This window comes from Streptomyces sp. NPDC006739, from assembly GCF_042869815.1.
In the GTDB taxonomy this organism is placed as follows: Bacteria; Actinomycetota; Actinomycetes; order Streptomycetales; family Streptomycetaceae; genus Streptomyces.
This window is the reverse complement of record NZ_JBIAGM010000040.1, coordinates 1-19001: the sequence shown is the minus strand read 5'-3', so window position 1 is coordinate 19001 and position 19001 is coordinate 1. Positions and strand designations below refer to the sequence as shown.

The window sequence follows — 19001 nt, the reverse complement described above, 5'->3', positions numbered from 1 at the left end:
CGCTTCAGACCTCCGTGTCCCGGGCAGCCATGGAGGCGCGGGCCTCGCTGGGGGCGGTCTGCTGGGTGTGCAGGAGTTCGGCGACGCCGACCCGGGCGCCGGCGCGCAGCAGGCGGCGCATCCCCGAGCGCATGTCGGGGAGGAAGACGCGAAGGGCGGTGCTCACCGCCAGCAGCGCGAGCAGATCGTTGTGGGACACGGGACCTTTGTCCTTCCTGCCAACGCAGCGTCCTGGCCCTTCGGGCAGGGCAGGTCGCGCTGGAGGACACCGCGGTGGGTCCTCGGCGGCAGCTTTTCGGATCACAGGGCCCAAACGCACAGCGTCCGCCCGATCAATTTCTGACCCTCGGTGATCACATACGCACACACAGGCATTGACCTGCCGGTGAGTTACCGTTCGGGCACGGACTGTGACCAGGGAGGACAGCTTTCAGGAGTCGACGCAAGCGACTGCAGGAAATGCCATGAACTGCCCAGCACACAATCGGTCATGTGACGGACATCACATGATCGAACGTGGAGCTGCTCCTCCTCGGTCATGGTCGGGCCTGTGGTCGGCCTCCACCACGGCGGTCCGGCCCATTTTGTACCTCGCCGCCGTCCGTCGCCTGGACCTCCCCGATCCGGGTTATCCACAGGCCGAAACGCGGTCGGCGATTCCTTCGTACGCTGCTGCCCGAGTCGATCACACGGGGGTGTGCGGGATGCGGTACGGCGTGGTGGTGGAGGAGCTCGCGGTGGAGGTCATGGCGCAGCTGCCGGACGACTGGGCGCGACGGGAGGTGATGGCGCTCGTGGAGGTCGCGCGGATGGATCCGCGGGCCTGGCCCGATGTGCGGGATCCGGGCTCGGTGGAGGAGATCCGGGAGGCGTTCGGCCGGCGGTGCTGGATCCAGTACATGCCGCACGCCGGAGCAATCGAGGTCCGTGACATCGGGTGGGCGGGCTGATCACTTCCCGTCCCGGTCAGCCTTCGAGGGGTGCTTCGTGGGATGCCGGGTGGATCGTGCCTCATCGACGCTCTGCTGCAGTGCGGTTATGAGATCGACAGCAGGCTCGGGCTGAGGCGGTTCGGCCGGTTCCTCTCCCGCGATGACGGCGTCGACCAGTTGCTCCAGGGCGTGGGCGTACCCGTCGTGATCCACGCTGTCGTCCACGCCGATCATTTCCTGCACCAGCACCTCCGCCAGCCGTCGCTCGCGGTCGCTGAGCGGGACGGCGGGCACCAGGTGGGCGAGGTCTGCGGGGTCGCGGATCTCATCGCGCCAGCGCAGGGTCTGCAGCAGCAGCAGTCCGCGGTACGGGCTGATGATCGCCCTGCGTTCGCGGTTGCGGATCGCGACCTTCGCCATGGCCACAAGCCCGGTCTTGGAGAGGACCTCCACCATCAGGGCGTACGGGCGGTCCGCATCCCGTGATGCGGGAGCGATGTAGTACGGCCGGTCGTAGCTGAGCGGGACCACGCCCTGCGGCTCGATGAATCCCGCCACCGTGATCGTGCGCTTGGTCGGCAGCGGCAGGCGGGCGAGGTCGTCCTCGGAGAGCGGCAGCGTGCGACCGTCCGGGAGGGCGACGCCGCGCCCCACCTCGGAATAGGGGATCTCGCGGTCCTCCGCAGCACAGAAGCGGCGGTGCTGAACGCGACTGCCGTCGGCGGTGTGGATCTCATGGAGCCGCACCGTGTGCGCTTCGGTGGCCGCGAGCAGCTGGACGGGGATCACGACCATCCCGAAGGCGATCGTGCCCGACCAGGTGGCGGTGGCGCTCATGCTTCCAGCGTCGGCGGCCGCGGTTGTCCCCGCATCCGGGAACGGCCACGGCCACGTCAGCTTCCGGGGAGCTCGATCAGCGGTGGCGCAGTTCCCCAGCCCAGTTCCGGAGCTGGGCTTCGAGGACGAGGTTGTCGCCGCGGGCCACGGTCTGCAGGAGCTGGGCGCACACGGTCGCTTCGGCGGCGAGGCAAGCCGGGCTGCCCAGCACGGGGAAGACGGCGCGGACACGGGCGGCCATGTTCGGCTGGAGTAGCGAGTAGGCGTAGAGCGTGGCGGCATCGAAGCCCTGAGGGGCTTGCCCCCATCCCTCCCAATCGAGCACCCGGAGAGGCGAGGTGACGTTCGCCCAGTGCAGGTCTGCGTGGGCTGTCGCCACGGAGGTCACGGCCGGGGCCGGGATGCCCACGAACTCGGGGATGGCCCGGCTCATGTACTGCTCGCGCACGGCGACGCGGTCGGTGCTGGTAGCCGAGAGCTTCTCCAGCGTCCCGGCGAGCGCTTCCCACCAGGAGTCGGGCAGGTCCAGGTCGCGCCGCAGGATCGGATCGTCGGACAGGACGGGCTCATCGACGCGGGCCGACAGCTCCGCCCGGTAGGCAGTGCCGTCGTCGAAAGCGTCGTGCACCCCCAGGAGTGCGGGCCGGCGCCCGTCGAGGTCGCCGAGGGCGTGCTGCGCATCCAGGGCGCCGTCCCACAGCTTCCCCGACGCCTTGTCCTCCGGAGCCGACACCAACCGGAGCCACGCCGGAACGCCAGCCGCGGTGCGGGCCGGGGCACCCAGGGTGCGCCCGGCCCAACCCCAGAACTCCCCGCCCGGCTGGGCTCGTACGTCCAGGGCCTGCGCGGCTCGGGCATGGTGGGCCCGCATACGGCGCTCGGTGTCCGGGTCAGGGGGAGGCGAGTACACCAGTGATCTCCCGCAACTTGGCGGCGGTCAGGGAGGGTTGAGCAACCACGTCGGCCGCCTCCCTCCAGTGTGGCGCACCGGAGGCGGCGAGAAGGACGTCTGTCACTCCTGGGCAGGACGCGACCGCGAGGATGCACGTCTGTGCGGGGGTCAGGCCCGGACGGATGAGGTCGGCGAGCTCCTGGTCGACCATGCCGGGCAGTTCTCCGCCGTGCAGCGGCGCGGACGCCATCACCCGCAGGCCCGCGCCGGCGGCGGCCGGGAGCGGGCCCCGGCCGTCAAGGGCCTGGACGATTGGCGTCATCATCACCAGGCTGACCGGCATCTGGAGCGTGACCAGGTGATGGCTCTGCGGTCCCCCGGCAACTTCACCGGCCAGAGCGAGAAGTTCCGCCACCGTGAACGCCCCCTCTTCCAGGCCCGCCCACGTGGCGATGCCGTACCCGGTCACGTGCCCGGCCGCCACGGCTTCCTCCAGGACGGCGAAGGCCTCGCGGATCGCTCGGTGCAGGGCGGGCCGGTCGCCGGGGTGGGCGCGCTCGGGATTGTGCAGCAGGACCAGGTCCAGCCGGTCACGCCCGAGCTGGGCGCGGTTGCGGCGGATCTGCCAGCGCACGTAGTCCGGGGTGAGGCTGTGCCCGGCGAGGGCCTGCTCCTCGGTGAGGGCGCCGTCGTTCACCGCGTCGGCGCCGGTGGGCGCGGTGAAGAACCCGGTCTTCGTGGCGATGCGTACGTGCGGGCGGGCGGCCAGGACCGGGGCCAGGAGGGTCTGCGCCTGGCCGGTGGCGTAGTTGGGGGCGGTGTCGATCCACTGCGCGCCGGAGGCGGCCGCGCGGACGGCCGCCTCCGGGATCGCCCGGCACCGGTAGGTGCCCAGAGCGAGCTCCGCTGTCACAGCAGGCTCCCCACGGTCGCGGCCTGCCCGGCAACGAGCTCCTGGACCAGCCCGGTGACGTCCTCCAGGGCGAGGCCGGCCGTGTCGGCGAGCGCGGCCAGGTCCACGGTCCGCCCGGCGACCAGCGGCCGCAGCACCGCCTCCGCCTCGGGCGCGAACGCGAACGTGCTCCCGGCGGCGGACAGCGTCACCGTGTCCTCGCCGACCTCTAGCACCGCGCGGGCGGTGGTCAGCCGCACGCGCAGACCGCCGTCGACGGGGACGGTGTCGATGTACGGCAGGCTCGGCACCATCCGGCCCACGGCCTGCCCGTCCATCGCAACCCGGTAGCGGGCGAGCAGCCCGGGATCGTCCAACAGTTCGGCGAGCCGCTTGCGCATCCCGTCCACGGCCTCGGCCTGGACATCCGGCGCGGCGAGCAGCGGCAGGTCGCGCCGCCAGTCCTCGTGTGTGAGCAGCTGCTCGGACACCCACGCCATCAGGTCGGTCGCCGTGTGGGTCTGCAGGCCGCAGGTGACGTGCAGGGAGCGGGTGCCCTGGTCGGCGGAGACTGCGTGCCACACGCCGCGCGGCACGTACAGGACGTCGCCCGGCCACAGGACTAGGTCGGCGACCGACTTGGTGGGCGCCTCGCCGGGGTCTTCGATGTCGCGATAGAGCGGGTAGGGGCGGGTGGTGCCGTAGATCCGCCAGCGCTTCGCGCCGTCCAGCTGGACGATGACCGTGTCGTGGTCGTCCCAGTGGACGCCGAAGCCCTCGGTGCTGGTCCACGAGGCGTAGAGGTTCGCCTGGACGCGGGTGCGCAGCTCGCGCTCGATCGTTTCGCAGAGGCGGGCGATCGGTGGGTGGAGTTCGTCGACGCTGTCCAGGGCGAGGGAGGCGCCGTCCTGGAGGCGGGCGTGCAGTTCGGCAGGGTGGAGGCGGTGCCACACGGTGTGCCGGCGGGTGGCGACCGGTGTGGTGTAGCCGCCGACCAGCAGCGTCTCGCCGTCGCGGGACAGCCTCATGCGCGGCGGCTCCAGCCGGTGAGCGCCGAGGATCTGGTTGAGGTCATCCCAGGTCATGATCCCGGCGACATCGAGGGCGCCGGGTACGTGGCGGTGTTCGCGGTGCAGTGCCTGGGCGAGGAAGTCCTCGCCCAGGCACGCCGCGATGGACGGGTGCGTCATCGCGTGGGGCTCCCGATCGTCAGTCGTTGCCGTCGCTCTTGCCGGTGCCGCCGCCGTCCGAGGGGATGGCGTTGCGGCCCCGGGCGGCGACGATCGACCGGCGGGAGCGGACCAGGCCAACGGTCGACGGCCCGGACGTGGCGGGCGGGGGTGTGGCGGGACTCTGCATGGAATCCTCCTATGGGCTGGTGGCCGGGCCCTGGACGGCACGGCCACGGACACCGTCAGTACAGCCGCGAACCACGCGGGCAATAACCCCGTGACGGGGCCCCCACGGTGGGTATGGTCGTTGGGCTGACGCACTGTCATTCCACGAGATTTCTGGGGGCCTTGTGGACGACTTACCGCCGTCACCCGCCCAAGTGCCGCACCGCCTCCTGGCCGACCCGGCGTTCGTCCGTGCCCTGCGCGAACGGGACTTCACCACCGTGTTCGCCATGACCCACGACGCGGGGATCTCCTTCAACCGGATCGCCGAAGCGTGCGCGCTGAAAGCCGAGCGGGTCAGCCAGATCGCCCGGGGCACCACAGCTGTCACCGCCCTCACGACTGTCGAGCGAATCGCCGGCGGACTGCGCATTCCCGGTGCCCTACTGGGGCTTGCTGCGCAACCCTGGGAGGACACCGCCGTTCACAGCACGGAGCCCGACCATGGAGACGATCCGATGAAGCGCCGCAACCTGCTGCGCGGCGCGCTGGCCGCCGGCCTCACCGCCCCGGCCCTCGCCGCCCTCACCACCGCCCGGACCGACGTCGACCAGACCCTAACCCCCGACACTCCCCAGGACCTCGCCGACCTCGAGGCCGCAGCCGAAAGCTACGGATACGGCTACCACGGACAAGCGCCCACCCGCGTCCTGGCCGACCTGGTCACCGACTTCACGACCCTGCGCCCGCTGCTCACCGTCCCGCAGCCCGCACCAGTACGGGCCCGGCTGTGCCGGACGACCGGGCAGATGGCCGGGATGACCGCGATCGTCTTACACGACCTGGGCAGCCGCCGCGAGTCCCGCGCCTGGTTCGCCACCGCCGCCCGGGCCGCCGCCGAATCCGGCGACCAGCAGCTGCACGCCTGGGTCCTCGCCCGCGAGGCGATGGTGCCGCTCAACTACGGCGCTCCCAGGGCAGCGGCCGGCCTCGCTGAACAGGCCCGCCGCATCGCCGGCACCCGGCCGACCGCCGCCGCGGTGCTGGCGGCCGCCGTCGCCGCCCGTGCCTTCGCCCTCAACCACCAGAGCGAACAGGCCCGCGCCGCGCTCGAGGCCGCCGACGCCCTCATGGACCGGCTCCCCGAGGGCGAGCGGTCGGACACGTGGCTGACGTACGGCGAACAGAAGCACCACGTCCACCTCAGCCACGCCTTCACCACCCTCGGGGACACCCTCCGCGCCCGGGAGAGCCAGCAGCGGGCGCTGGAGCTGTCCGCGCCGACCAGCACGATGACGCGCACTTTGCTGTACATCGACGGTGCCGCCTGTGCCCATCACAACGGCGACAGCGAAGAGGCGTGCCGTCGCACAGTCGCTGCCCTGACGGCGCTGCCCGTCGACTACCGCACCGGCCTGGTCCGCCGTCGCGCCCTGGACCTGTACGAGGCGATCCCCGCACAGCACCACCGCGAACGCGCCGTACAGGAACTACGCGACGTCGTAGCCGGCTGACGACGACCGCTTTCACAGCGGGCACCCGACAGCCGGATCGGCTGTGCGGGTGAATGACGGGCCCGTGGCGCACCCGACCTGCCGGGCAGCCGGTTGTGGGTTCAGCGGACCGATCCGGCCCGTGCAGGGGCCCACGTCTGCGAGGCACAACATGGGACGTCACAAGCAGCACAAGCCACGCCGCCCACGGGGCGAGAGCCAGCCGACCACGGAATGGTTCGGCACCGCCTTCCACTCCACCCGGGGAATGCAGCACCTGGACGTCCGCCAGTCCGGCAACGGCATCCTGATCACCTCCTCCCCTGCCGAGATCGACGGCGCTCCGGCTGCGTGGCCGCTGCGTCTGCGCAACGACGACGACGGCCAGGGGCTGAAGGAGGTGGCCGCGGCGCTCGCTGCCGGGCGGGGACACGTCTTCGGTGTGACCGAGGGGCCCGGCTACCGGACCGTCCTGGCGTTCCTTCCCGACCACCCCGAGGAAGGCGTCGGCACGCTAGCCCGGGTCCGTACCAGCGAAGGCCCGGACGGCGACGTCGTGTTCGAGCGGTCCGCGGAACGGCCGATGGGACTGTGGGCGGAGGCCGGGGAGAACCTCCGCCGGATCGTCCCGCTGCTCGGCCCCGACGCGCCGCCGGCGAATGAGCCCGAGGACTGCCAGCTGTGCCCCGGCTGCTACCGCCCTGTCTACGAGAGCTCCACCTCGCACACCCTCATCGGTGCCGGTCCGATGCCGGTGTTCGGGCTGTGCAGGCTGTGCGTCGAAGGCGCCACACTGCGCTCACTGCGCCAAGCCGACGTGCCCGTCGATCCGCAGCAGCGCGCTGTTCTTGAGACCGTGGCCGCCGCCCTCGTGTAGCCGTGCCCCGGGCAAGCCCTCGCGCGAAGGGCTTGCCCGGCGTCGCGCGCGGCTCAGCGGCCTACGGGTTCGGGGTACCGCCGGCGGCGCCGATCGGGGTCGTCGACGCCGATCTCGTACCAGGGCTCGCCTCGCTGAAGCCGGGGCAGGGTGTTCACCCACACCGCGACGGCGATGCCCTTCACGTCGTCGGCAAGCGCCTGGAGGCGGTTGTCGAGCAGGTGCTCCTCCTTGCCCGCCAGGACGACGTGCAGCCGCGGGAAGGTCTGGGAGCTGGTGTAGCGGTGGCGCTGCCAGAACGGGAATGTGTTGCCGATCGTGCCGCGGGCGCCTTCCCAGACGCGGTGTCCGGCGTAGCGCTCGTAGTCCCAGACCTCCTTGGCGAGCCGGGCCTGGGACATGGTGCCGTTGTCGAGCTCGAAGAGGCGCACCTCGCTGGTCTTGGTCGGCAGCGCGAGGACGGCGTCGGTGTTGAAGCTGAGGCCGGTCTCCTTGATGGCGTGGTTGACCTCCACCTGCCAGTCGGTCAGGTGCTTGCGGCCGCCGTAGGCGAGGATCATGTCCGTCACCGCGACGCCGTGCGGACCGAACCCGGCCTTCACCGCCTTCGCTCCGGTGCCGGCCTTCGGTCGGGGAGGCAGTTCGTTGCCGTCGGCCAGAGCCTTCTGTCCTGCTGGGGTCAGGTTCCAGATCGGGTGCTTGCCCGCCTTGCCGTTCGTCTCCGCCAGCCCGAGTTCCGCCAGTTCCTTCATCGCCCTGCGCACGTACGACCGGCCGTCCGACTCATCCTTCGTGATCACCTGAGTCATCTGCCGCACCGTGGCTATCCGCACGCACCCCAGCATCCGCAGGGCATCGGCCCGCACCTTCCCGGCCGTGGGAGTGGACTTCTTCCCCTTCGCTGACGTCTCAGGGGAAGGGAGAGAGGTGTCAGCATGCCGAGAAGCGCCCTGTCGGGCGGTGTGAGCTGCGGTGATGGGCACGACGTTGGATTCGTTCGCGGCACCGTTCACGGCACTGGATTCCGGGCCGCCCGGAGGCCGTTCAGCACCCCTTGTCCAGGTCGGGCGCGGCTCCGGCTCGGGCTGCCGGGCGCTGCTGGTGTACGTCATGACGAAGCTCCTCACGCAGGTGGCGCGGGACTCCGGAAAGAATCCCGCCGTCACCTGGTAGAGGTGTGGCGAAAGTCGACGGTGTGACACTCCACTGAGCGGCGTTACCGAGCCGTGATCGTCACCGCCATGTGTCAGCTACCGCTTGTTCTCGCCCGTGCTGGACGGGGATGCCCCCAGCCGCCACCCGGACGACCGCCGCGCGCGGAACGTCTCACCCGATTCGATGAGGGCCTTGCCGCTGTCGAAGCCGTGCCCCGTGACGCACCGGTAATGGCCCAAGCGCCCTTCCTCGGTGGGTGCCACGGGATCGCGAGGCCCGATCGGCTTCTCGCACTGCGGGCACGTCTGCAAGCGGGCCGGCTGGCCCTGGAACGGCGAAACGGTGACCTGCTTCGGCCGGGGCGGCGGAACCGCCGCCGGGGCGACACGGGAGACCTCTACAGGACCAGGCCCACGCTGTGAACGACGAGCGTTCTTCTGCGTCTGCGCCTTGCCCTTCAGTTCGCCCGCAACCGCACGGTATGCCTCGACACGGGCCTGGTGGCCGCCGCGGAGAGTGCACGCTGTGCCGGGTGAAGCCTGACACGCGGGGCACGACACCCGCAGGATCTGCGCAAGGGTGGGCATCTGCAACTTCGGCCGCGACGGCTTCTTGGAGGACTTGTCCGGGCGGTCACGCCGAGACACGGTCGGCTGGCGCAGCGCGGGCGGCTGGTTGCTCGCGCCGCCCGCGCCCGCAGCCTTCGCCTGCTTCAAGCACGCCTCGTGGCAGACCTTCCCGGACCGGGACTTCGTCCGCGCGGCTGTACCGATGGGCTTCTTACAGATGGCGCAGGGGGACATGGAGCCCGCAGGCCGGGAAGACTGTCGCCTTGTCACGGTCGGCAGCCTAGCGGCGCATTCACGGCCCGATCACGAGGTGGGCGCGTTCGTCCGGGACCGGGAACGGCAGCCGCTGCGTGGTCATCTCCGCAGTCTCCCAGCGGCGCGCCCCGGGCGGCAGCGGCTTTTCCTCTGGCCGTCGCGCAGCGTGGCGGGACGGAGATTTCTCCTCACCGGAATGGGCGGAATGTCGCAGGTAGCGGAACTGGACAAGGGGGCAACGCATGCGCCGGCCAGGCGAGTCCGCTCACCGTCGGTGCGCGGACTCTATCCACAGGCATCTGCTCTGAAGATCGCTTATGAGGTCGCCGCGATCGGCGCGGCGCCCCGTACGTGAGGAGCCATCATGCCCACCACCGACATGCCGCTCACCCCGATGCCCCCGGACGCGGCCATCTCCGCGTTCAGCTACCTCCGGGCCGTGCAGGCCGACGACGTCGAAGCCGCCCGCGAGTTCGCCGGCGGCGAGCCGCGGATGCCCGAGCTGCTCGTCGACGTCGTCGAACGGATCGTCGTCCCCGTCACCGCGCTGCCCGGCCCGGAGGCGGGCGAGCCGTGCGCGGACACCTTCGCTCTGGAGGCCCTCGGGCGCGTCTTCGTGACCTCGCTGCGGACCTGGGCGCAGGCCGGGCCGGACACGGCGGAAGGCATCGCCCGTTCCGTCATCGACTTCGCCTTGCAGTTCCTCACCGAGGACCACGAGGACGTCGCCGACACTCTGCGCCAGCTGGAGGCCGTCGGTGTGGGCCAGGCCCTCGATGCCCACCCCGCACCGGCCGGCTCGCATCCGGTGCGCCTGACCGTCGTTTAAGCGCACCCAATGCGCGCCACCGCCGCGCGCCCCACCGCATCGCCCATAGTGGTGCGTTCCATCGGCATCGCCGCACCGCACCGGGCGCGCGCCACGGCCGGGCCGGCTCCTCTATCACACACCCCCTTGACCACGACCTGATCGCCAGCCGAAAGGGGCTGTGTCAAGGGGAATCGTCCTCGGTGGCGGACCTGGTCAAGGGGTAGCGCACGCCACCGGCCGCACCTGGTCAAGGGGTCGGTCGGCGGTGTGCGCACCGGTGCGGTGCGGGACATCGGGTGCGGCGTACCAGGCGCGCGCGAGAGTGCCGGGCATCGTCGGGTGGTGCGCCGCCGGATGCGGTGGCGGACATCGCGATGCGCACCACGTGGCGTGCATCGTCATCCGGTGCACCGGAGTGGAGTCCACTCGGTGGATCCCATCGGGTGGAGTCCACTGAGCCTCTGCCAACTTGAAGTCGCAGGTCAAAGGGCTGGTGTGCCTCGTGCTCGGGGGACTCACGCAGCTCATGAGCGACTGTCTGCGCAGTAGATCGTTCGTCAGGAGTTGCTCTCGTTGGAGAGGCACCGACGGCGGGGTAAAGGAGTTCGTCCTGAGGCACCTGTGCGATTACGGTGGCGCGATGGTGCACGTGCGGGAGATGGATGCGGCCGACGTCGAGGCCGTTTCGACGATCCGAGTCCGGGGATGGCAGGCGGCGTACGCCGGCATCGTTCCCCAGACGTATTTGGATGCCATGACGGTGGAGGGTGATGCCAGTCAACGGCGGCAGTGGGTTTCTCAACCCGGACGACAGTCACGAGATCTTGTGGCACTCGGTGACCGTGGCCCGGTGGGGTGGGTCTGCTTCGGGCCGTGGCGAGGTGAAGTGCCTGGTCTGGGACGGGTCGGTGAGGTTTACGCCCTGTACGTCTCGCCGGATCTGATCGGCCAGGGCATCGGCCGGAGGCTCCTGGAGGAGGCCCACGCGCAGATGAAGAGTCAGGGCTTCGAAGTGTCGGCCTTGTGGGTTCTCTCTGACAACCAACGAGGCCGGCGCTTTTACGAGCGGTCTGGCTATCAAGCCGACGGTGCTACTCAGGACGACCCCTACGACGAGATCACGCTCACTGAGCTTCGCTACCGGCGTGTGCTCTGACTTCAGCGGCAACGGGTGATCCTGGTCAGCTCGAAGACCGCTGTCTCCCGTTCCAATGGTCAGCTTGCTGATTCTCGCTCGCAGCAGTTCGGTAGCCTTCTACGATCCGGTGCATGCTGGATCCCGAGCTGCTGGAACGGATCACCGCGCGGCGCGCGGAACTGGACGAACTCGAAGATCAGCTGGCCAAACAGCTGACCGAAGTGCGGGCCGAGCGGGACGAACTCGCCGTCGCTGAACGTGTAATGCGCGCTCTGCTCGTCCTGACGAACCTCGAAGTCAACCGCTGACGGATGATCTTCTTCGCGGACTCCCGCCCACGACCAGCGTGAGCAAACCGAGAACGGGTCACACCAGCCCTTTGACCTGCAACTTCAAGTTGGCGGAGGCTCACTGAGTGGAGTCCACCCGATGTCGTGCATCGCCACTGGATGCAGAACATCGTGGGCTCCACTCGGTGGACGATGCCCGGCATCGTCACCACAGCCAGGCGGTGGAGTGCCGCACCCGGGACAGGGCACGAACATCGCGGCGCGCGGCCGCGTTGCCGATCCGGTTCTGCCGGGACCGGGGCCGGCGCGACTGCGCGGCGGCGAGGCGGCGCTTCCCGGCGTCCTGGAGTCGCCGCCGCTGCTTGCGCAGCTCCTGCTTCTTCGCCGCCTTCGACTTCGGCTTCCGGGGGCGCTTCCAGATCGGCTGCCACCCCAGGGGCTCATCGGACTCGGGCTCCTGGTCCTCATCGAGCGCGGCGGATATGTCCTTGGCGGCAGCGCGGGCGCGGGCGAGGGCGTCATCAAGGCTGGGTTGTTCTTCCGGGGTGCTCACGCGACTCCTCCTGTGGTCCGGCCCGGCGTGTGCTGGGTGCCGGGCTGCTGGGTGTGCGGCGGCGGGGCCGTCGCCGGGGCGGGCTGCGGTCGGGGGCCGTGGGCGACGGCACGCTCCCGGATGCCGTCCTGGAGCTTGGCGGCGGCGGCCTCAAGGGTCCGGCGGATCTGCTCCACCGTGTCGACGCCGGTCTCCTGCTCCAGGACGCGGCCGGCCTCCCGGCCGGAGTGGAACGGCCGCGGGTGCGACCTCAAGGCGGCGGGCACGGCGACGGCGCGCGGCCGGGTGCGGGAGCTCAGGCGCTCCGCACGCCGCGCTGCGTGGACCCGGGCGGCCAGGGCGCCGGCGGCGAGGCGGGCCCGCTCGTACTGGGGCGCGGACCGCTTCCGGGTCAGTGGGCGCAGCACGGCCTGGTCCTCGGTGTCGCGCGGGTACAGGGCGCGCAGGTCGGCGGTCATCATCCGTCGGCTAGCCGGGCGGGTGTAGTCGTCGACGGCTGTCTGCACGATCTGTTCGTCCAGCCCGGGCTGGTGGGGTCGGCCGCGCAGGACGTAGGAGAGGTAGCGGCGGGCTTCGGCGAGCAGGTGGTGGCGCTTGAACGCTCCGCGCATCACGTACACCACGGCGACGACGTCGACGGCCGCCAGCGCTATGTCGACCACCGGCCGCACCCGCGCCCACACCGCCACGGCCGCCGCCCGCGCCCGCTCCGCCAGCCGATCGACGACGTCGGCGCCGTAGGCCCGGATCGCTGAGGTGCGCCATCGCTTGCGCAGCTCGGTCAGTGACAGCAGCTCCGTGCGCTTGGGCGGGCGCGTCTGGTCGGCGGCCTGGCAGGCCAGCGCGTAGGAGGCCCGCTCCCCCGGCGCGTGCCCCTGCCGTTCCTCGTACTTGGCCGTGAGGACGGGCAGCGCGTCCTCGATCTGCTGACGGCGAGTCGACTGCCAGCCGATGAGCCGCTGCTCGATGCCCGCGATCTCCATGACCGGCCGGCGGCCGGGCGTCACCTCGCGCGGCTCCCACGCCCACCCGAGCCGGGCGGACACCTCCTCCATGAAGTACAGGAGGTAGAGAGTGTCCGCGGCGACGATGTGAGCCATCAGCGAGTCCGCCGACAGGTTGCCCCACGTCCCCTTGCCGTCCGGCCGCCGGGCACGGATCGACACCACCGCATGATCGTGAAGAAGCGGCTTCGACTCGGCAGCTCTCGACTCGTAGTGCCGGAAAACCGCGATGATCAGCCCATCCTTGACCCGGGCGCGGTGCTTGCCGCCGCCTTTCCAGCGGATCTCCGCGACCGAATCCTCAAACCACGCCAGCGTCTTGTCCCTGGCGATGTCCTGGCACAGCTCCAGCACCAGCCGGGTCTCGTCATCCCCAAGCGCCCAGGCGATGTGCGCCGTCGACGGCGCCCGGAACACCAGGTCCATGGCCAGCCAGGGCGTCCGCTCCTTGGCCTTCTCGGTCTTCGGCGAGCGGTTGTGCTCGATGGGCCTGCCCAGCACGGTCGCCCGCCGCGCCGTCGCCGGATCGTCGCCCGCCTCCAGGCGCTCGCGCTCGATCCGGTCGGCATCCGGGTGCCGGCCTTCCCCCAGGAGCAGTTCGGCCTGCCGCTCGGTCACCACATCCCCGGCCTTGAGACCGACCGCGGCCAGGCCCCGCCCCTTCCAGACACCGGGTGGGACACCGGCCTCGTCCTGGGCGGCGCGCAGCGGCGTGCCCGCCCGGCGGTGGCCGTCGCCGACCATCACACCACGGAACAGGTAGCGCCACCCGGTCCCCGGGCGAACTGCCGACATGCTGATCATCGCCACATGGGACCCCGGTCCTGACCTGCGGAAAAGCGCGATCCGAGGTCCTTCCCGCCGGGCGGGAGGGCATCACCAAGTCTTTACCGGAGCGCCCGTCAGGCGGGCCGCCGGGCCAGCCCGAGACGGTAAGCCACCGACGTGTGCACCCTGCCGCCCATGAACCCGAACCTCGTTCACGACGACCTCTGCCCGCTCTGCCGCCGACCGCTCCGGATCGAGTACGGCCACACCCAGCGCTCCGCCCAGCAGGACCACCCGGCCCGTAGCTGGATCACAGGGCGCCGATGCTCCAGCTGCGAGGCCACCCGGCCCCAGCAGTTCTGGGACGCCATGCGCGCTCTCTACGAGAGCTGACCGTGCCGTGCGAATACTGCGCTACGACCACACGAGCCCCACCCGCAGCGAAAACGCGCACCAACCGACTCCACCGTCATCGACCGCACACCAACGCACCACTCCGCCGACAACCCGCCACGACTGAGCACCACGTCACCGACGCCCTTCAACACGAACAGCCACCACCGCCCCCGGCCACCGGCCGGGGGCTTCGTGCGTCCTGAAGGAGTTCGCCGTGCCCACCTACGAGGTCCTGCCCCGCTTCACCGCCGATCTGGACCGCCCCCGCCCAGCGCCGCCGCTTCTGCCAGGCCGTGGCTGCCTTCGTCGACGACCTGCGCGCCGGACGCGGGCGCTTCCGCGCCGGACTTCGTGTGAAGGGCATCCGGAGCGCGCCCTGTGTCTTCGAGTTGGCCTGGGACGGCAATGGGTGGGCGACCTGGCAGCACGGGCCAGCAATATGCCCCGGTGTACAGCACGTCATCTGGCGTCGCATCGGCACCCACGACATCCTCACCGGCCCGTGATGCTGCTCGGAGCGCGTCGGGAGCGGAGGGGAGGGGGTCAGCTGCTGGCGGGCTCGGCGCCCGCCCCGAAGGGCGGGACGTCCGTGACCGCGACGTCCAGCCGGAGCCGGGCGAAGCGCACCGGGTGTCTCCACGCGCCGCGCTCCTGCGCCGTGTCCACCGTGATCTCGGCGACCAGCTCCGGTTCGACCAGCACGACGTCGAGCGGCGTGCGCGACCCCCAGGAGGTCGTGAACCGGACGCCCTCCCATGAGTGGCCGGGTCCTGCGGGCGTCAGCCGCTCGGCTAGGTCCCGCGCCGCGTCCGGCCGCAGCGGCGTACTGCGCCCGACCAGCCGGAGCGTGCCGGTCTGATCGAGGCGGCCCAGCACGAGCGTCTGCGGCCGCCGTACGGTGCCAGTGATCGCACCCACCACGGCTTCGGTGGTATCGCGGCGGCGCACCTTGTAGAGCGCACGGACTCCCGGCAGATACCGCTGACCGCTCCCCCGGATCACGAGGCCTTCGACGCCGGGCACCTGCGTCCAGGACGTTAGCCACTCCTTGGCCGTCGCCGGGTCGGTCGTCTCCGGGCAGAGCGTCCACGGGGCACTCAGGCCGTGGTCGGTGAACAGCTGCTCCAGTTGCGCGCACCGCTCGCCGTACGGGACGTGCGGCAGCTCCTGGCCGTCGAGCTGGAGGAGGTCGAAGGCGAAAGCGAACGGGTTCGCGGATTCCGGGGGCCCGAACACTCGGAACCTGCCTGTGTGCGTGCGGTTCTGATGGGTGGGGTGGGGCGGTTCCAGATCGTCGGGGGTGGCGGCAGCAAAGGCGGATGCCGTTCGGCCGTGTCGGCCGGCAGACCGAAGACGTGCGTACCGACCAGGTGAAGGCCCTCATCGATGCCGCCGAACACCAAGCCGACGGCGCCGGCAACGATCCGGAGCCCGACGCGGAGACCGGGGAGGACGACGAAGCAGCCGAGGGGGGAGTGGGCTTCCCCACCGTTCATCCTGCTGCTGGACTCGCCCGAGTACGACGAGGAACTACGGGGCGCTGATCGAGGGGGGCAAAGGCGTCCTCGTGCCCGGATACCTCGCCGAGCCCAGCGCGTACGCCTGCTGGTGCCACCTATGGTTCGAGCACCCGGTCGCCGTCGCTCGACTGCACGCATGTTGGCTGGCCTGGCAGGAGCTGACCGGCCAGCAGGCCCCCGGCCGCGCCGCTGCTTGAACCCGGTCACCGGCCTCGGGGCACATCGGTACAGCGGTTGGCACTGAGAACGATCATGGTCGGCTAGCACACCGATCGGGGGCGGCGCGGTTCGCCGACTATTCGCCGGCCGCCATGATCGCGTTGATGAGGTCGCCGCCGCTCTCTTTCAAGGCCCTGACCGCCTTCGCTCTTGACGCACCAGTCTGCGCCATAACCAATTCGATGTCCTTGGGGTCAACCCCGGTCTCATCGACGGGCTCGTCGACGGTGTCCTCGTACGGCTCAGGGACGTCTTCGAAATCTTCTGGCATGAAGTCCTCCAAGGAGCGAAGAAGTACCGCTCAGCCCTTCCACTGCTCAGGCACCGTGAAACAGGTGCCCCACGCCGTCACAGGCGGCATTCGCTACTGGCCATGATCGTTCTCAGCGCCAACTGCTGTACCGGTGTTCCCCGAGGTCGGTCACCCTGCACAACTCGCTGTCATTATCTAACTACTTTATGTTGTGGCTGGGTGTGGCACTGTTACAGCGGGAGATGAGGAGCACGGGCATGGACGACCTGGTTGCCGTGTCGCTGACGGAGGATCTGTTCGTTACCCTGAACGGACGGACGATCATCGACGAACCGGCCGTGGTCAGTGACGGTCCCGACGGGGAAGTGCTGGTAGGGCACGAGGCGGAGGAACCGGCGCGTCACTGCCTCGCCGATGGGCACATCGCTGATCCCGAGGTCGTGGAGCGGCTCCTTGCGCACGTCGCCGAGCTGATTTCGGACGAGAAGCCGAGGGTGGCGTGCGTCCTCCTCGTGTTGCCCGACCCGGATTCCAAGCTGGCCAGGTCGGAGATGGGCGAGTTGGTCAAGAAGGTGTGGGGTGCCGACACCAAGGTGGTGATCGTGCCCGAGAGCAAGATGGTCGCCACCGGCGCGCGGCAGCCGATTTGGGACGCGACGGGGGTCTTCCTGAACCTGCTGACCTCCACCCGCACCACATCTGCGATGTATCACGTCGGAGACATGATCGTCTCCCACTCGGCTGCGCCGCCGGGTGCGGTGCCCGGATCGTCCGAGCCTTTGCCCATCGAGGAGCGCCTGGGCTCGCTCATCGAGACGGCGCGCTGGGTGATCAACGAGTCAGGCCCCGGTTTCTCGCGGTCGCTCGCGGAGAGGGAGCTGACGGTGTACAGCGACGACAAGGAAGTCAGCCGCCACCGGGACCAGATCCGCGCGGAGCTCCGCATGAGCGTGCATGTGTCCGAGAAGTCGTTGAAGACGGCTCTTCGCGACGGCATCAAGCACTACGAGCACCACAAAAAGGACCTCATCACCAAGGGGTACATCCGCCCATCACAGTGACCAGCGGTACCACGTGCCGCCCGGCGCTCGTGTCCCGACCCGCGTGGGCCTGTGCGACGGCCTCGGGGTACACCTCCTTCCCCCTCGAAGAACTTCCTTTCCCAGGGTTTGGGGCTGGCGCGGATCACCGCGCGGGGGGGCTGGTGTCGCCTCAGCGGATTTTCGCCAGTGCCTTGTCCGGGTGGGCTGCGTGGACGTACCTGACGGCGGTGTGGGGGTGGATGCCGAAGACGCGGACGAGGTGAACAGGATCGGCGGTGTGTCTGGCTTCGTCGAGGACACGGTCGCTCCACAGCTGTTTGGGCAGCATGCCGGTCCGGTCGAAGGCGGCCCTCAGTGCGCAGTAGTTCATGGGTGGCTGGGCGGGGTGGTGGGCGCAGTGGCTCGTGATGAGCAGGTGCGGGTTGTCCGAGGTGGGCCAGTTCCTGCGGCGCTCGTGAGCCAGGCGGCGAGAAGGTGCAGAGTCAGCACGTCCAGGTGGACGACGTGCTGGTGGCCCTTGCCGCGCCGGATGCGCAGGGTGCGGCGGTGCAGATCGAGGTCGTCAAGTCTGAGCCGCGTGACTTCGAGAGGCCGCACTCCGTGGACCGCGACCAGGCCGACGGTGAGACTGGCACGGGGGCCGTCGAGGCGGTCCAGGAGGCCGCGGAGCCGGTCGCTGGGCAGCGGGGTAGGGACGGGCACCGCGGTGGTCAGCGAGATTCCCAGCGTAGGGTTGTGGAAGACAACTTTCTCCTGCTTCAACGCGGCGAAGACGCTGCGCAGGACGTGGTGCACCGCGCGGGCTTGGCTGCCCTGACGCTGGTTGAGTTCGGTGCGGATGTGCTCGGCGGTGATCTGCCGCAGGTCCAGGCCGACGCTGGCCCATGCCTTGAGCACGGGCAGGACGGTGCTGAGGTTGCGCCGGATACGGGCGTAGTCGGCAGCCCGGTGACGGCGTCGCCCCTGGCCGCGCATGACCCTCACCCATACCTGGACCTGGGCGGCGACCGGGCCGGGCAGCACGGTGAGCTTGGTGGCGATCGCGGCCTCGTGTCGCCGGTTGCGGCGTTCGCGGCCAAGCTCGCTGACACGCTGGCGCCGCCCGGCGTGGATCTCGCGTAGCGCATCTTCGCCCTGCTGGGTGGGGCCAGCGGGGCGTAGAAGGCCCTGGCGTCGCAGGTACCCCAGAGCGCGCGCCGTTGCGGTCGGGGAGAACGTGGCGGACAGACCAAGGACATCCTCCTCGCTGAACGGTGCCTCGGCGCCCAGCCAGGCCAGGAGAACTCGCAGGACCCCCGAACCTGCCGATGCGGGGCCCCGCGGGTCGGGAACTGTCAATCCCCTGGTTGCGTAGAGACGTTGGTTATGCGACCCGGTCTTCCTGATCGGTCCGGGCTCGCGTTTCCTGGATGATCAGTTCGAACTCGACGGGTGGTTTCCCGCCTGCCGCGCTGTGACGGCGTTTCGTGTTGTAGAAGTCCGCGATCCACGTGGCGGTCTTCAGCCGGGCCTCGGCGCGGGTGGCGAAGGCGTGCCGGTGGATGTACTCGACCTTGAGGACCGAGTGGAACGACTCCGCGGCGGCATTGTCCAGCGCGGACCCGACGCGCCCCATCGACTGAACCACGCCCCAGCGGCCGCACAGCTGCTGGAACGCCTCGGATGTGTATTCGGCGGATTCAATCGGTGGTCGCAACACCTCCTGTGAACTGGAGGTTTGCGGATGGGTGTGGGGAATCGGCAGCGGGCGGCGCGGGAGTATCGCGG

At 70.2% G+C, this 19001-nt stretch carries 26 protein-coding genes; 12 read left to right on the top strand and 14 right to left on the bottom strand.

Features of this window, described 5'->3' with window-relative positions; genetic code table 11:
• Positions 1-4: 4 nt before the first annotated feature.
• Complete coding sequence (locus ACFYMM_RS40650) at positions 5-199, bottom strand: hypothetical protein (protein ID WP_388396943.1); 195 nt, start codon at positions 197-199, stop codon at positions 5-7.
• Between the two features lie 505 nt (positions 200-704).
• Here ACFYMM_RS40650 and ACFYMM_RS40645 point away from each other — a divergent pair.
• Positions 705-950, top strand: coding sequence for a hypothetical protein (locus tag ACFYMM_RS40645; RefSeq protein WP_388396940.1), 246 nt, complete (start codon positions 705-707; stop codon positions 948-950).
• Here ACFYMM_RS40645 and ACFYMM_RS40640 read toward each other — a convergent pair whose 3' ends face one another.
• The 5 genes from ACFYMM_RS40640 to ACFYMM_RS40620 form a co-directional block, all read right to left on the bottom strand.
• A complete protein-coding gene (locus ACFYMM_RS40640) occupies positions 951-1769 on the bottom strand; it encodes a Ku protein (RefSeq protein WP_388396939.1) in 819 nt (272 codons plus the stop codon). It abuts the gene before it with no gap.
• A gap of 76 nt (positions 1770-1845) precedes the next feature.
• Positions 1846-2679, bottom strand: a complete 834-nt coding sequence (locus ACFYMM_RS40635; protein ID WP_388396936.1) for a hypothetical protein — start codon at positions 2677-2679, stop codon at positions 1846-1848.
• Positions 2660-3574: an aldo/keto reductase gene (locus ACFYMM_RS40630; protein ID WP_388396934.1), complete on the bottom strand. Its 915-nt coding sequence runs from the start codon at positions 3572-3574 to the stop codon at positions 2660-2662. The genes ACFYMM_RS40635 and ACFYMM_RS40630 overlap by 20 nt, the downstream gene beginning before the upstream one ends.
• Positions 3571-4743 carry a JmjC domain-containing protein gene (locus ACFYMM_RS40625; RefSeq protein ID WP_388396931.1) on the bottom strand — a complete coding sequence of 391 codons (1173 nt, stop codon included), beginning with the start codon at positions 4741-4743 and terminating at the stop codon, positions 3571-3573. Before ACFYMM_RS40625 ends, ACFYMM_RS40630 begins: the two co-directional genes overlap by 4 nt.
• Before the next feature lie 19 nt (positions 4744-4762).
• Positions 4763-4912 (bottom strand): hypothetical protein, encoded by a 150-nt coding sequence (locus tag ACFYMM_RS40620; protein ID WP_388396929.1) that lies wholly within the window; start codon positions 4910-4912, stop codon positions 4763-4765.
• 193 nt (positions 4913-5105) lie between these two features.
• Here ACFYMM_RS40620 and ACFYMM_RS40615 point away from each other — a divergent pair, with 193 nt between their 5' ends.
• Together ACFYMM_RS40615 and ACFYMM_RS40610 are read left to right on the top strand one after the other, a co-directional pair.
• Positions 5106-6404: a hypothetical protein gene (locus tag ACFYMM_RS40615; protein WP_388396926.1), complete on the top strand. Its 1299-nt coding sequence runs from the start codon at positions 5106-5108 to the stop codon at positions 6402-6404.
• Positions 6405-6555: 151 nt separating this feature from the next.
• Positions 6556-7260 carry a hypothetical protein gene (locus tag ACFYMM_RS40610; RefSeq protein WP_388396924.1) on the top strand — a complete coding sequence of 235 codons (705 nt, stop codon included), beginning with the start codon at positions 6556-6558 and terminating at the stop codon, positions 7258-7260.
• A 53-nt stretch (positions 7261-7313) separates the two neighbouring features.
• Here ACFYMM_RS40610 and ACFYMM_RS40605 read toward each other — a convergent pair whose 3' ends face one another.
• Positions 7314-8105 carry a replication-relaxation family protein gene (locus ACFYMM_RS40605; protein ID WP_388397019.1) on the bottom strand — a complete coding sequence of 264 codons (792 nt, stop codon included), beginning with the start codon at positions 8103-8105 and terminating at the stop codon, positions 7314-7316.
• 889 nt (positions 8106-8994) lie between these two features.
• On the opposite strand from ACFYMM_RS40605, the gene ACFYMM_RS40600 reads away from it, so the two are divergent.
• The 4 genes from ACFYMM_RS40600 (at position 8995) to ACFYMM_RS40585 (ending at position 11496) form a co-directional block, all read left to right on the top strand.
• The gene (locus ACFYMM_RS40600) at positions 8995-9594 is read left to right on the top strand and encodes a hypothetical protein (protein WP_388396921.1); all 600 of its coding nucleotides are present in this window, start codon (positions 8995-8997) and stop codon (positions 9592-9594) included.
• Between the two features lie 9 nt (positions 9595-9603).
• Positions 9604-10068 (top strand): hypothetical protein, encoded by a 465-nt coding sequence (locus ACFYMM_RS40595; protein ID WP_388396918.1) that lies wholly within the window; start codon positions 9604-9606, stop codon positions 10066-10068.
• 622 nt (positions 10069-10690) lie between these two features.
• On the top strand, positions 10691-11206 hold the full coding sequence (locus ACFYMM_RS40590; protein WP_388396915.1) for a GNAT family N-acetyltransferase: 516 nt from the start codon (positions 10691-10693) through the stop codon (positions 11204-11206).
• A gap of 113 nt (positions 11207-11319) precedes the next feature.
• The gene (locus tag ACFYMM_RS40585; RefSeq protein ID WP_388396912.1) at positions 11320-11496 is read left to right on the top strand and encodes a hypothetical protein; all 177 of its coding nucleotides are present in this window, start codon (positions 11320-11322) and stop codon (positions 11494-11496) included.
• 187 nt (positions 11497-11683) lie between these two features.
• Here the strand turns inward: ACFYMM_RS40585 and ACFYMM_RS40580 are convergent, their stop codons facing one another.
• Both ACFYMM_RS40580 and mobF read right to left on the bottom strand, forming a co-directional pair.
• Complete coding sequence (locus ACFYMM_RS40580; RefSeq protein WP_388396909.1) at positions 11684-12031, bottom strand: hypothetical protein; 348 nt, start codon at positions 12029-12031, stop codon at positions 11684-11686.
• The gene (gene mobF, locus ACFYMM_RS40575) at positions 12028-13839 is read right to left on the bottom strand and encodes a MobF family relaxase (RefSeq protein WP_388396906.1); all 1812 of its coding nucleotides are present in this window, start codon (positions 13837-13839) and stop codon (positions 12028-12030) included. Before mobF ends, ACFYMM_RS40580 begins: the two co-directional genes overlap by 4 nt.
• Before the next feature lie 159 nt (positions 13840-13998).
• On the opposite strand from mobF, the gene ACFYMM_RS40570 reads away from it, so the two are divergent.
• Complete coding sequence (locus ACFYMM_RS40570; RefSeq protein WP_388396904.1) at positions 13999-14196, top strand: hypothetical protein; 198 nt, start codon at positions 13999-14001, stop codon at positions 14194-14196.
• A gap of 296 nt (positions 14197-14492) precedes the next feature.
• Entirely contained in the window at positions 14493-14705 is a 213-nt protein-coding gene (locus ACFYMM_RS40565; RefSeq protein WP_388396901.1) for a hypothetical protein, read from the top strand.
• A gap of 37 nt (positions 14706-14742) precedes the next feature.
• On the opposite strand, the gene ACFYMM_RS40560 is transcribed toward ACFYMM_RS40565, so the two are convergent.
• Positions 14743-15435 (bottom strand): ATP-dependent DNA ligase, encoded by a 693-nt coding sequence (locus ACFYMM_RS40560; protein WP_388396898.1) that lies wholly within the window; start codon positions 15433-15435, stop codon positions 14743-14745.
• An 83-nt stretch (positions 15436-15518) separates the two neighbouring features.
• On the opposite strand from ACFYMM_RS40560, the gene ACFYMM_RS40555 reads away from it, so the two are divergent.
• Both ACFYMM_RS40555 and ACFYMM_RS40550 read left to right on the top strand, forming a co-directional pair.
• Positions 15519-15743: a hypothetical protein gene (locus ACFYMM_RS40555; RefSeq protein ID WP_388396895.1), complete on the top strand. Its 225-nt coding sequence runs from the start codon at positions 15519-15521 to the stop codon at positions 15741-15743.
• Positions 15744-15766: 23 nt separating this feature from the next.
• Positions 15767-15916 (top strand): DUF4913 domain-containing protein, encoded by a 150-nt coding sequence (locus ACFYMM_RS40550; protein ID WP_388396893.1) that lies wholly within the window; start codon positions 15767-15769, stop codon positions 15914-15916.
• A gap of 98 nt (positions 15917-16014) precedes the next feature.
• On the opposite strand, the gene ACFYMM_RS40545 is transcribed toward ACFYMM_RS40550, so the two are convergent.
• Positions 16015-16209 (bottom strand): ubiquitin-like domain-containing protein, encoded by a 195-nt coding sequence (locus tag ACFYMM_RS40545; protein ID WP_388396890.1) that lies wholly within the window; start codon positions 16207-16209, stop codon positions 16015-16017.
• Between the two features lie 239 nt (positions 16210-16448).
• On the opposite strand from ACFYMM_RS40545, the gene ACFYMM_RS40540 reads away from it, so the two are divergent.
• Positions 16449-17252, top strand: coding sequence for a rod shape-determining protein (locus ACFYMM_RS40540; protein ID WP_388396887.1), 804 nt, complete (start codon positions 16449-16451; stop codon positions 17250-17252).
• A gap of 151 nt (positions 17253-17403) precedes the next feature.
• Here the strand turns inward: ACFYMM_RS40540 and ACFYMM_RS40535 are convergent, their stop codons facing one another.
• From ACFYMM_RS40535 to ACFYMM_RS40525, 3 genes are all read right to left on the bottom strand, one after another.
• On the bottom strand, positions 17404-17604 hold the full coding sequence (locus tag ACFYMM_RS40535) for a hypothetical protein (protein WP_388396885.1): 201 nt from the start codon (positions 17602-17604) through the stop codon (positions 17404-17406).
• Positions 17601-18572: a hypothetical protein gene (locus ACFYMM_RS40530; RefSeq protein ID WP_388396882.1), complete on the bottom strand. Its 972-nt coding sequence runs from the start codon at positions 18570-18572 to the stop codon at positions 17601-17603. Before ACFYMM_RS40530 ends, ACFYMM_RS40535 begins: the two co-directional genes overlap by 4 nt.
• Positions 18573-18597: 25 nt before the next feature.
• A partial coding sequence (locus ACFYMM_RS40525) for an integrase core domain-containing protein (protein WP_388396879.1) occupies positions 18598-19001 on the bottom strand: 404 nt, incomplete at its 5' end.